Raw genomic sequence first — 12,554 nt, 5'->3', positions numbered from 1 at the left:
TGCGATGCGGCGGGTGGTCGTACGGCGGTCTCGTGTCCTACGACCGCGCAGTGCGGCTTGGTGTCAGCGGGGCCGGGCTAAGGTCACGCGCTTCCCCCCTCGGCTCGGGGGGTGAGGCGGCCGATGACCTCCAGGGCGGTGTCCCGGACCGCGTCGCGGCCCGCCGCCCACAGGGAGACGACGTCGGAGCCGGGCAGCGCGGTCGGCAGGGCCGCGCGGACGGCTTCCAGGTAGGCGCGGCGCAGTTCGGCGTTGACGTTGACCTTGGCGACGCCGCGCGCGAGGGCGCCGTGCAGCTCCTCGACGGGCAGACCGCTGGCGCCGTGCAGGACGAGCGGGACCGGGACGGCCTCGTGGATCGCGGCCAGCCGCTCCAGGTCGAGGCGGACCGGGTGCTTGGTGAAGCCGTGGACGTTGCCGACGGCGACGGCGAGCGCGTCCACGCCCGTCGCGGCCACGAAGTCGGCCGCCTGGTCCGGAGTGGTCATCGCCTCGTTCTGCGCGACGGCGTCGGTGGAGACGTCCTCGTCGCCCGGCAGGGCGCCCAGTTCGGCCTCCACCCAGGCGCCGTGGTCGCGAGCCCGCCGGACCGCTTCCTTCGTCAGCGCGATGTTCTCGGCGAACGGCAGGTGGGAGCCGTCGACCATGACCGAGGTGTAACCGGCTTCCAGACAGGCCGTGATCTCGTTCAGGTCCCGGCTGTGGTCGAGGTGCACGCCGAGGCGGGCGGCGGAGTGTTCGGCGGCGTCCAGCGCCAGCCGCATCAGGGCCTGTCGCCCGGCGTGCTTGAAGGGGCTGGAGCCGGCCTGGATCAGGACGGGCCGGCCGGCGGCCTCGGCGGCGGCCGTGATGCCCTGCACCGTCTCCAGGTTATAGGCGACGAACCCCGGCAGGGCGTGGCCGGCCGCCGCGGCCTGCTTCAGGGCATCGGTTCCGTGCAGCAGCATCAGGCGCTCCTGAGCAGGTCGAGGGCGTCGGCGAGGGCGTCGGGGCCGCCGACGTTCCCGGCGAAGACGATGTAGGGGATGCCGGTGGCGGGACCGTCCACGGGCTGCCAGAGGGAGACGATGCCGGGCAGCAACGTGCCCCGGGCCCAGGCGCGGCGGATCTCCAGGCCGTGGGTGGCGGTGTCGCTGGAGGTGATGCCGCCCTTGGCGATGACGAAGGCGGGCCGGCGGGTGGCGTTGACCTGTCGCACGGCCTCCACGAGCGCGGCGGAGACCCGGCGGGAGATCGCCAGGCTTTCGTCGGCGTCGGCCCCCGTCACCAGGGTGCGCGAGGTGCGGATCACGGCGTCGGCGGAGTCCAGCGCGTCGGCGGCCGCGGCCGCGATCTCGGCGATGTGGGCGTCACGCCGCTCCTCGTCGAGCAGGAGGGTGACGTCGAGTTCGTACTCGGCGATCCCGCCGCGCTCCCGCAGCCGGTCCAACTGCTGTGTCGTCAGCGAGACATGAGACCCTACGGCGATCAGCCCGTGCGGCGCGTCCCCGCGCAGCCGGCCCAGTTCCGCCGGGGTGAGCGGCGGTCGCCCGGCCTGTCCGGCGCGGGCCCTGACGAAGGACGGCCCGACCCGGTACAGCAGGCGCGTGCCGTTCTCCTCCGCGTGGGCGAGGGCCCAGGCCAGCACCCGCAGATCGTCGTCGCACGCCGCGTCGACGACGGCCGTCCGGCCGCCGCGCAGCGAGGACAGCAGCCGGGCCGTGTGCGCCGGGCCACCGCCGCGCAGGTCGTCGAGGGTGATGCGCAGGACCTCGTCCGCGCCCACGCGTCCGCCCGTCTTCTCCTCGACCCACTCGGGCAGCGAGGAGCTGCGGTAGCCGAAGGTGGCGTCGCGGGCGAACTCGCTCTCGCCGACCGGCAGCAGCCCGTCGGCCGTGCGCATCCAGTGGCGGGAGCCGACGGTCAGCCGGCCCGCCTCGATGTAGGCGGGGACCAGCACGACCCCGTCCGGGGCGCCGGCGCCCAGCTCGGTCAGCTCCTCGGCGAGGACGTCGGTCTCCAGCGGGAAGTGGCCGCGCAGGGTCGAGTCGCCGCGGCTGGCCAGGACGTAGGCGGTGCCTTCGGCCGCCGACGCCGCGTGCAGGGCGCGGACAACCTCTTGGTTGCGGGTGGCGGCGTCCTCGGGCGACAGGCTGCGGGTGTTGGTGAGGACGAAGAAGGCGGTGCTGTCCTGGCGCAGCGCCCAGCGCAGGTCGTCCACCGTCCAGGAGGTCAGGACCGGGACGTCGGCGACCGTCTGGGTGCCGGTCGGGTCGTCGTCGAGGACGACGAGACGGGGACCGCCGGAGAGGCGGGCGGCCACGTCGGCGGCGCTCACCTCGCGGACCGGAGGAAGCCCTTCCAGCACCGTGGCCTCGGGGACGGGCCGCGTCTGGGCATGGAGGGGTAGGGACATGGCGAATTCCTGCTCTGTGACGGGGAGTTGAGGGGGACGTCAGTCGAGGTCGGGCTTGATCACATGGGTGCGCAGGTCGTCGGCGGTCTGGTTCATGTGGCCGTCCATGGCGGCCCGGGCGGCCTCGGGGCTGCCGGACTCCAGCGCGGCGAGCACCGCCTCGTGGTGCGCGATGGCGTTCGTACGGATCTCGGGGACGGCCGAGGTCTGCCGGCGTCCCTCGACGAGCAGCGGACCGAACGGCTCGAAGAGCAGCGGGACGAACAGGTTGCCGGTCGCCCGCATCACCGTGTCGTGGAAGTCGATGTCGGCCTGCACGAACTGCTCGGTATCCCCCGCGTCGGCGGCCTCGCGCATGACCGCCAGGTGCTGGCGCAGCGCTTCCAGGTCCTCCTCGGTACGGCGGGAGGCGGCCAGCTCGCACGCGCCGTTCTCGATGAGCCGACGCGCCTCGATCAGCCGCTCCGACAGGGCACCACTCGAGGTGCGCGAGGCCGCCCGCACCACCGGCTCCAGGGCGGTCCACCGGTCCGGCGCATTGACGTAGGTGCCCCGTCCGCGCACCACCCTGACGACGTTCTGGGCACGCAGCTGCTTGACCGCCTCACGCACGGTCAGACGGCTGACCCCGCTCTGCTCCGACAGCTCTCCCTCGGGCGGGAGGGCGGAGTCCGGCGGGTACTGGCCGTCGATGATCGCGGTGAGCAGCTGCTCGGCGAGGTCGTCCGGGAGCGACATGGCGGAACCTCTTCGTTCGATGAACACATCTGACGTCAGACATCTGATGTCTATGTGTCGGAAACCATGGCACCGGAGGAAAGACGCGTCAATACCTCGGCGCAACGCATCGCCGGGCGATCTCGGCCACCGGCACCGACAGCCATGGGCCCCTACCCCGCAGCTCCGGGCGCCACGAACGCCCACTGCCGTGCACCTGCACTGCAGTCGCCTCATCCGGCCCGGAGCACGCCACCGCTCACCGCGCCGCCCCATGGCCTGTCCCTCATGGCCGAGCGCGAGCGATGCAGGCCCCGCGCCGCCCAGAGCCCCCGTGGACCGCAAACCCGCCGCACAACGGGCCGAGCGTGCGCCGGATCGGCGCTTCGACGGTGGTCAGGGTGCGGCAAGAGCGGCACGTGCGGCGTCGAGGAAGCCGGCGTGCGCGGCCGGGTACTGCCCCGGGGAGGCGTTCGTGTCGAGCAAGCGTTCCAGGGCCTCGGCCGCAAAGCTGACCGGATCGGGGCCTTCCAACCGGACCAGGGTAAGGGCCTCGGTGACGGCGCTCAGGGCTGCACGGTGGCGCTCGCGGCAGCCGGCCGCCTCGGACGTGCCCAGGGCCTGCTGCCACGCGAGGCGACGCTGATGGCAGGTGTCGGTGGCGGCGAGGAAGGCGGCGTAGGCGGTCCGGCGCACCTCACGCTGCGCGGCCAGGTGCTGGGCGGTCAGCGTCTGGCGGGCCACGTCGAGTTGGGCATCGGCCTGCAGACGGCCGGCCTCCCACGCGGCATCCGCCTGCCGGCGTCCCGCCTCCCAGGCCGCATCCGCCTGACGCTGGCCGGCCGCCCAGGCCGCATCCGCCTGCCGGGCCGCGGCATCGACCGTGCTCTGCGCCTGTTTGCGGGCAGCCGCCAGCGTGAACCATCCCGTCACTCCCCCGCCGGCGAGGGCACCGGCCACCGCCGAACCGGCGGCGATCCACGCCGTCATCACCGCATCCGACACACAACCCCCTGACATCCCACACTGCCCTGTGGCCCGTTGCCCCACCGGTGCAGTGTGCCAGCCAGTGCAAGGCGCCCGCCTCCCAGGCATCCCCAGCCCACCCTCCCCCTCATCTCCCCCCTTTCCTTTTCCTTGCACTGCGGGTCTGCCCTGTTGCGCTGATGACGCTCTTTGAAAGTCCCCCACCCCTTGCTCGGGGGTGAGACAGGACCTGCTCGCTGAGATTCCCCACCCACCCGTCGCCGTCACGCACACCCCCTCATACGGTCCTGACCGGTACGGCACAATCGCGGTCAACTGGGCGGGCAACGGTGGGGGTGGGAACGTGGGGCGTTTTGGCTCGCGAGGCCGACGTAAGGGCATACCGAACGAGCCGGCGCTACTGGCTGCGGCTGCTGAGAATCCCGGTGGCAGCGTCGCCGAGATCGACCCGACGTATATCGACGACCCGAACGGCTACGTACCTCCCGAGGCAATCCGCGGCGCGTGGTTGGTGGATAGCAGCGGGAAACTGACAGGTGAGTACCAGGAGAATCTCCGTCACGGGGTGCCACAGGACGACTTCAGCAAGCTCACTGATCCTGATCACTGGCTTGGCTGGCTCGGCGATGATCCCGCGACCGCCGTCCGGAAGGGCATCGAAGAGTCCCTGCGCGCCCAGGTGGCAGACGCAGTGGTCGAGTGGGTCAAGATCCTTGAAACGCCCCGGTTTCTCACGGGTGGGCGTCGACACTCTGAGGACGAACAGGTCATGTTGGTCACCCGCGCGGCAATCGCCGCGCCGTTTGCGTTGTCCGTGCGCACAACGCAGCACGGGCGTTCCATCCTCCTGGGGGTGTTCTCCTGGGCGGCGGTGAACCTCGCACCGCCCGAAGTCCGCAAGGATCGGCACTGGTTTGACCTGGGCGTCGGGCTGGACTGGGCCGGTGAACGGCTTCAAGGGCGGATCTACGAGATTGACGGTGAGGACGGCACCGCCGAGCAGTAGAGCGGCAATGCCACGCCGTAACCGGCGGTCAGAGCGGATACATGCCTCCGTAGGCGCCCTTGACGGGGAGGAGCCGTCCGAACTCTCAACTGGCGGGCGGATCCGGCCCCTCCTTTCACTGCGAACCAAGTGGGCAGCGTGAGCAGCCCTGGGGAATTTCAGGAGTCCGCATCACCGCGGCAGACAGGCCCCCCGGGCCGGCAGGCCAGCAACTGCCCGCAGGCGAGCGTGTGTCGGTGAAGCCTTCCCCTCGGGGTCGGGAAACCGGCCTGGGGGCGTCACGTGAACGGCAGGCGCACCACAGACGGGCCTGCCCGGCGCCGGCCCACCCGGCCAGTGCACGCAGCAGCGCCGGGCGCAGGGTGAACTCCACGCGCGCCAGGGCGCGCTGATACCGCGTGGGTTAAGGGCGGTGGTTGCCGGGAGGCACCTGTAGGAGCATGAACACCGGCGACAGCAGAACGGTCCAAGGGGTGGATGGGTGTCGGAAGAAGCAACGGGGCACGCTGCGGCCCGGCATGAGCTGCACGGCAGGCTCCATGACGGCCTGGCCTCCAGCGGGTTGACCACGACACAGGTTGCCGCCCGGTCGGGGCTGGCAGGCGCCACCGTGTCGGAGGCCTTGCGCCCCGATGGCCCGCCGCCGTCGGCCCAGACGGTGGCGGCGCTGGCACAGGCGTTGGGCCTGCCGGTGCACGAACTCCTGCACCTGCAGGCGATCGCCGCCGCCCCGGCCGCAACCACAGCCGGCGACGGGCCGGCGCTGGGCCGGCCCATCGAGGCATGGGAGCCGCATGCTCTGGAGGTCCACCCGGCCGGGAGCGCCGCGAACGGACACGAGGCGGCTGCGCCCGAAGTCCGGCTGCTGTCCGGCTATGTGCACCGTGAGCACGACCGGGTACTGGCCGACGCGGTACGGGAGGCCGGACAGGGCCACAGCCGGATGCTGGTGCTGGTCGGGGCCTCCTCCACCGGGAAGACCAGGGCGTGCTGGGAAGCGGTGCAGCCACTCGCCCACACAGGCTGGCGGCTGTGGCATCCCTTCGATCCCACCCGGGCCGAGGCCGCACTGGAGGACCTGAGCCGGGTTCAGCCGCGCACGGTGGTGTGGCTCAACGAAGCCCAGCACTACCTCGAGGGCCACAACGCCGGCGAACGCATCGCTGCCGCCCTGCACAACCTCCTCACCGATCCCGCGCGCGGGCCGGTGCTGGTCCTGGGGACCTTGTGGCCCGACTACGCCCGCAAATACACGGCCCTGCCCAGCTACAACGGGTCGGACTCCCACAGCCGGGTGCGCGAACTGCTCGCCGCACGCACCCTGACGGTGCCCGACACCTTCGACGCCGCCGCCCTTCAACGCGCGAAAACCCTCGCCAACGACGGTGACCGGTTGCTGGCCGATGCCCTCACCCGGGCAGAAGGCGACGGCCGCGTGACCCAGGACCTCGCCGGCGCACCCCAGCTCCTGCACCGCTACCAGCACGGCACCCCGGCCGCCCGGGCCCTCCTCGAAGCCGCGATGGACGCCCGCCGCCTGGGACTTGGCCTGCACCTCCCCCAGCCGTTCCTTACCGACGCGGCCGCCGACTACCTCAGCGACACCGACTACGACCAACTCACCGACGACTGGGCCGAAGCCGCCTACGCCGAACTCGCCCACCCCGTCCACGGCAAACAGGCACCCCTGCACCGCATCAATCCCCGTCCCGAACGCCGCCCCCCGCACACCCCACCGGCCCCCACCTCGACGGGCCCCGGGGTGCCGGTCTTCCGCCTGGCTGACTACCTCGAACAGTACGGCCGCACCGTGCGCCGGCGACGGTGTCCGCCGGCAAGTTTCTGGCACGCTGGCCATACCCATCTCACCCAGATCGACGACCTCAACGCCCTCGCCGACGCAGCCCGACGACGCCACCGGCTGCAATGGGCCCACCACCTCACCTCCCGCGCCGCCGACGGAGGCGACCCCGACGCCCTGGTCTACCTCTCCCGCTTCACGGAGCGATCCGGCCACCACGAGGCGGCCGAATCCCTGGCCGCGCAGGCCGCCCAGGCCGGCGACACCCGGGCACTGACCCAGCTGGCCCGGGCCCGGGAAAAGGCCGGCCACACCGAACGCGCCGAGGCACTCGCCCGCCAGGCAGCCGCCACCGGGGACAGCCGGGCGCTGCTCCGACTCGCCCAGGTACGGCAACAGCTGGGAAACCGCGAGGGCGCCGAGCTCCTGGTGCGGGAAGCCGCCACCACCGGCAGCACCGAAGCCCTGCTGGAACTGATGCGCATCCGCCACCAGGCCGGGGACACCCAAGGCGCCGAGAAAGCCGCCCGCAAGGCCGCCGCCGGCAGCGAACAGGCGCTAATCCACCTGGTCAGGATCTGGCACACGGACGGCCGCACGCAGCAGGCCGAGGCCCTGGCCCGCCACGCCGCCACCACCGGCCACACCCACGCCCTCGGCGACCTCGCACTGATGCGGGAGAAGGCCGGCGACCAGCAGCAGGCCGAAGCCCTCGCCCTCCACGCACTCACCCTCGGCAACCCCACCGCACTGACCGAACTGGTCTGGCTACGCGAACAAGCCGCCCACCACACGGCCGCACAAACCTTCGCCCGCCAGGCGGCCGCCGCCGGCCACACCGACGTACTAGTACAACTCGCCCTCCACCGCGAAACAGCCGGCGACCAGCAGAGCGCCGAAGCCCTCGCCCGCACCCCACTCGACCCGCCACACCCACCCTCCACATCAAGCGACCAGCCCCACCGCGGCGCAGGAGCCCGGCCCGCCGGGGATACGCCGGCCGGCCAGCCCACCCCGGCCCCGGCCCCGGCCCCGGCCCCGGCCCCGGTCACCGACGCCCTCACCGCGCTGGCCCGTCACCGCGAAAGAGCCGGCGACGACCAGGGCGCCCAAGCCCTCTACCAGCAGGCCGCCGACGCCGGCGACACCACCGCCCTCACACCCCTGGCCCGGGTCCGGACCAGGGCAGGCCAACTCGCCGAGGCGGAAGCCCTGGCCCGCCAAGCAGCCGCCGCCGGCGACACCCGCGCCCTCACCCACCTGGCACGAACCCACCAACGCCACGGCCAATACGAGGCCGCAGCCCTCCTGTTCCAACAGGCCATCGACGCCGGCAGCCGCACCGCACACACCGACCTGGCCCGCCTACGCGACAAAACCGGCGACCGCACCGGCGCCGAAACCCTCGTCCTCGACGCCGCCCACCACGGCGACCTCGACCCGCTGCGGGAACTGGTCCGCACCCGCCACACCACCGGCGACCGCACCGGCGCCGAAACCCTCGCCGTGCGCGCAGCCCACGCCGGCACCATCCACGCACTCCTCGACCTCGCCGCAGCCCAAAAACAGGCCGGCAACCACACCACAGCCGAAGCCCTCCTGCGGCGGGCAGCCGACAGCGGCAACGCACACGCCCTCCTCGAACTCGCCCGCACACGAGACGAAGCCGGAGACCACACCACCGCACACACCCTCGCCCTCCACGCAGCCGACACCGGCAGCCCAGAAAACATCTCCCACTCCAACACCTTCCGCACCTACGCACGCCACCGATGGCCCCACGGCCTCAACCCCAACGGCACCCCCACCCCACCCTGGACATAACCCCACCCCACACGCCAACCAACCCGCCACACACACTCCACCCACCCAAACACCACCACCACAAGGCCAGTTGAGGCAGCACCAACCGGCACGCCTTCGACCTGTCAGACCGTCGCTCGTCAGGCGATCTGCCCCTGGGGGCCACAGGGACCGCGGCGCACAAAAGGGGGGTTGCGGCAGCCGACTGGCTCGCTCCTACGTCCCGCGAGACGTATGCCCTGCTCGCGCTGGCCCGGCTCCGGGAGCAGACCGGGGACGACGACGGCGCCAAGGCCCTCCTCCAACAGGCGGCCGGCGCAGGCGACATCCAAGCCCTTGCGTCGCTGGGACCCCGCTGTATCGCTACACGCCTGTTGAGACAACTGTGAACGCGGTGGAGCCCGCATTGGACTACCACTGGCACGTTCACGACCTCGCTCAAGACTGCGTGAATCAGGGCGGCATCTCAAACGTGCTGACTATCCAGCCCCCGGCGCGCGGCGACCAGCAGTAGCTGGGCCCCTGGTGACTCCTCCACCCCGTAAACGGGGTGGCTTCTCGCTATGCCGGGTTGGCGTCGCGACGGACCAGCCCGGCCCGTAGAACGTTGGTTGCTCCCACGACGTCGGCGTGCGCCCGGTGGTCGCACGAGATGCAGTGGAACTTCTCCTGTGTGGGCCGGTTCTCCTTCGCGGTGTGCCCGCATTCGGGGCACTGGCGGGAGGTGTTGCGGGGGTCCACGGCGATCACGTCTCGTCCGGCGCTTTCAGCCTTGGCGTGCAGGATCGTCAGGAACACCCCCCAACCGGCGTCAGCGATCGAGCGGTTCAGACCTGTCTTGGCGGCGGCCCCGTTGGGCAGGAACGCGCCCGGCTTGTCGGGGTCGGGCTTCGGTGTGACGGTCTTGCTCATGTTGCGGATCTTGAGGTCTTCGTGCGCGATGAAATCGTGCTCGGCGACCAGGGCGTGCGCGGTCTTGTGCGCGTGGTCGAGGCGCTGACGTCGCACCTTGCCGTGCAGGGCCGCGACGCGCTCTACGGCCCGCTGGTGGTTGTTGGTGCGGTTCTTCGCCTTGCGGCTCGGATACCGGGACAGTGCCCACTGTGCGGCCTCCAGCTTGGCGGCAGCCTTGCGGGCGTGGCGTGGGTTGGCGACGTGTACGCCGTTGGATGTGGTCAGGAACGAGGCGATGCCGAGGTCGATGCCGACCACGCTGCCGGTCTTGGGCAGCGGCTCGGGCCGGGGCTGCTCGGCGGTGATGACGACGTACCACCTGCGGCCCTCACGCTTGACGGACACGGTCTTGACCTTGCCGACCACCGGCCGGTGCTGGTTGACCTTGACGTGCCCGACACCCTGGAGGCGGACGCGGGTCACGGGATCGTGCGGGGTGGAGTTCCAGCGGCAGCCGTCGCCGTCCCTGGGGAAGTCGACCGTGTCGAACCAGTTCACCCCGCGAAAGCGCGGGTAGCCGGGCGTATCGCCGGACTTGATACGGCGGAAGAACGCGGCGAACGCCTTGTCCAGGCGGCGCAACGTCGCCTGCTGCGAGGAGAACGACCAACGCCCCTGACGTTCCGGGTCGAACGCCCGGATGTCCTTGAGCTGCCCGGACTGCTGCCCGTACTTGACGCTCGTCTTGGAGACGTGCCGGTAGGCGTCGCGGCGCTCCTGCAAGGCCCCGTTGTAGAGCGAGCAGTGATCCCGCAGCATCTCGCCGAGCGCGATCTGCTGGCCCACGGTGGGCCGCATGAGGAACGTGTACGCACGGATCACCCAGCCCACCCCCTCCCGGTCGATCTCCTTGATCCTACTACACTTGGTTCATGTCACCGCGCTGGGAACCAAATACCGATATCCGCCGGGGCCGTCACGTCGTCTACCACCTTCATGTCCACTTGGTTTTCGTGACCAAGTACCGGCGTGAAGTCTTCAACGACGAGATGCTGACGCGCTGCGAGGAGATCATGCGGAACGTGTGCACGGACTTCGGCGCGGACCTGATCGAGTTCAACGGCGAAGAGGATCACGTGCACCTCCTGGTGCACTACCCGCCGAAAGTCGCCCTGTCCTCGCTGGTGAACTCACTCAAGGGCGTCTCCTCGCGCTACCTGCGCCAAGAGTTCACCGGCCGCGTCAACCGCTTCATCCTGCACGGCCGGTTCTGGTCCGGTTCCTACTTCGCCGGGTCCTGCGGTGGCGCGCCGCTGGCGATCGTCAAGCAGTACATAGAGCAGCAAAAACGCCCGTCGTGACCTGCGAGTCAGAGCAGTCCCGAGATCGGATTCCCTCCCCGCCCAAAGGCGGGGATTCCCTCCGAAGAGAGGGATGAAGTAAATCGTTCGGGCGCCGCTGACCTGCGTGGACTGGACTGGATGAGACGCGTGGACTCGGTTCGTTGAGACAGGCCGCAAGTCTCGGGCCTGCCGCATCGCGTGCTGCAGTGTTCCGTCTCAGGCGATCTGGTCCCGAGTTTCGTGAGCAATTCCGCGTGACCATGAGCACCGTCCGAGCAAACTCTGATGATCACGAGTAGCGGTTACGTTCCGCAATTGTCAGTTGCAGCTCTTCGACGTGGCGTTCACCCGGTCCTGGCCACCTGGTACCGGCTGGACCGGCGCGGGAGTGCGTTTGGCGGCGCGGCTGACGATGGCCGTCTCGACATGGGTGATGCCCAGGCCGACCAGGTCGCGGGAGAGGAAGCCGTAGAGGGTTGTCAGGTCCGGGAAGTACGCGGCCGCGTGCAGGTTCGAGGGTCCCGACGTCGCGAACGCACCGTGCACCGAGGGGTGGTCGGCCAGCGCCTGCCCGGCGGCGGCCAGATGGTCGGGGGCCACGTGCAGCAGGAGCTTGGCCTCGATGGGCAGCCCGAGGCGACGCGGATCGGTAAGGACCTGGGTGATCAGGCGGCCCTGGGTAGCCAGTTGGGCGAGGCGGCGGCGCACCGTGCTCTCCGGGTGGCCGGTTCGGGCGGCCAGGGCCGCCGCAGTCAGGCGCGCGTCGCGGGTGAGGGCGTCGATGAGGGACTGTTCCAGGACATCGGTGTCGACGCCGTACGGGCCCGGAGAACCGGAAGCCGTCGCCCCGGGGACCGGCTCGGCCGGGCTGAGCGCCGCGCGTTCGGGCGCGGTCAGCACCTGGTGACGCCACTCGGAGGTGAGCCGGAAGACGTGCAGGATCGTGGCGCTCTCCAGGGACGTCACCGCCTGGGTGGAGGGCAGTTGGCGGAAGACCAACGGGTCGCGTGAACCCGGCTCGGTGCGGGCAACCGCGAAGATCTCGTCACCCGAGGTGGTGACGTCGATGAACGGGATGTCCTCGCGCGTCGCGAGCGCGGCCACGATCGTGTCGAGCTTTCCTGGCAGGACCCGGATGCGCAGGAACAGGGCCCCGGCCGAGCCGCCGCCTCGCGGTCGCGCGACCGGTGAGATCACCACGCGCACGGTGCCGTCGGCGCCGAGCGCGTGCAGGCGGCGGCGCACGGTGGTGGGGCTGAGCCCCAGCACGTGGCCCGCCCGCTCCGCGGTGAGGCGGCCGTCCCACTGCAGCGCGGCCACCAGCCGCTGATCCATGAGGCTCAGTACGGAATCCGCCGATGCGCGCGCCATGAAGGAAAGTTTCGCTCATTCCGTCGCTGTGCGGAGCCCGTCTCGGGGAGTACACCCCAAGCATGGATGGCATCCACTCCGCCCCGTCGCCGGCGCGCGTCGGCGTTGGCGGACCCGAGCCACGGAAGGAGCACCCGATGATCCTCGACCCGCACATCTGGTTCCCCGGCCTGATCGGCTGACCGTCGGCCTCTCCAGGGCCGCCACCGGCGGCCCGGCGAAGGGGGCCCGCGACGC

General features: G+C 71.1%; 9 protein-coding genes. 3 read left to right on the top strand and 6 right to left on the bottom strand.

Going from position 1 to position 12,554, the window contains the following annotated elements; translation table 11 throughout:
- Positions 1 to 83: 83 nt before the first annotated feature.
- The 4 genes from OG303_RS49890 to OG303_RS49875 form a co-directional block, all read right to left on the bottom strand.
- The gene (locus OG303_RS49890) at positions 84 to 947 is read right to left on the bottom strand and encodes a ketose-bisphosphate aldolase (protein ID WP_405876843.1); all 864 of its coding nucleotides are present in this window, start codon (positions 945 to 947) and stop codon (positions 84 to 86) included.
- Complete coding sequence (locus tag OG303_RS49885) at positions 947 to 2,395, bottom strand: four-carbon acid sugar kinase family protein (RefSeq protein ID WP_405876841.1); 1,449 nt, start codon at positions 2,393 to 2,395, stop codon at positions 947 to 949. The genes OG303_RS49890 and OG303_RS49885 overlap by 1 nt, the downstream gene beginning before the upstream one ends.
- 39 nt (positions 2,396 to 2,434) lie before the next feature.
- Positions 2,435 to 3,133 carry a FadR/GntR family transcriptional regulator gene (locus OG303_RS49880; RefSeq protein ID WP_405876839.1) on the bottom strand — a complete coding sequence of 233 codons (699 nt, stop codon included), beginning with the start codon at positions 3,131 to 3,133 and terminating at the stop codon, positions 2,435 to 2,437.
- A gap of 375 nt (positions 3,134 to 3,508) precedes the next feature.
- Positions 3,509 to 4,117 (bottom strand): hypothetical protein, encoded by a 609-nt coding sequence (locus OG303_RS49875; RefSeq protein WP_405876837.1) that lies wholly within the window; start codon positions 4,115 to 4,117, stop codon positions 3,509 to 3,511.
- 325 nt (positions 4,118 to 4,442) lie between these two features.
- Between OG303_RS49875 and OG303_RS49870 the strand changes: the two genes are divergently transcribed.
- Positions 4,443 to 5,105: a hypothetical protein gene (locus OG303_RS49870; RefSeq protein ID WP_405876835.1), complete on the top strand. Its 663-nt coding sequence runs from the start codon at positions 4,443 to 4,445 to the stop codon at positions 5,103 to 5,105.
- A gap of 481 nt (positions 5,106 to 5,586) precedes the next feature.
- Positions 5,587 to 8,730, top strand: a complete 3,144-nt coding sequence (locus OG303_RS49865; RefSeq protein WP_405876833.1) for a hypothetical protein — start codon at positions 5,587 to 5,589, stop codon at positions 8,728 to 8,730.
- A 540-nt stretch (positions 8,731 to 9,270) separates the two neighbouring features.
- On the opposite strand, the gene OG303_RS49860 is transcribed toward OG303_RS49865, so the two are convergent.
- A complete protein-coding gene (locus OG303_RS49860; protein WP_405876831.1) occupies positions 9,271 to 10,485 on the bottom strand; it encodes an RNA-guided endonuclease InsQ/TnpB family protein in 1,215 nt (404 codons plus the stop codon).
- A 50-nt stretch (positions 10,486 to 10,535) separates the two neighbouring features.
- Between OG303_RS49860 and tnpA the strand changes: the two genes are divergently transcribed.
- Positions 10,536 to 10,964 (top strand): IS200/IS605 family transposase, encoded by a 429-nt coding sequence (gene tnpA, locus OG303_RS49855; protein WP_405876829.1) that lies wholly within the window; start codon positions 10,536 to 10,538, stop codon positions 10,962 to 10,964.
- Between the two features lie 300 nt (positions 10,965 to 11,264).
- Here tnpA and OG303_RS49850 read toward each other — a convergent pair whose 3' ends face one another.
- Positions 11,265 to 12,317 carry an Lrp/AsnC family transcriptional regulator gene (locus OG303_RS49850; protein ID WP_405876827.1) on the bottom strand — a complete coding sequence of 351 codons (1,053 nt, stop codon included), beginning with the start codon at positions 12,315 to 12,317 and terminating at the stop codon, positions 11,265 to 11,267.
- Positions 12,318 to 12,554 lie beyond the last annotated feature (237 nt).

It is taken from the genome of Streptomyces sp. NBC_00005, assembly GCF_045160215.1.
GTDB lineage: Bacteria > Actinomycetota > Actinomycetes > Streptomycetales > Streptomycetaceae > Streptomyces.
Note: the sequence above shows the minus strand (reverse complement) of the source record. Positions and strands in the feature narration are given on the sequence as shown.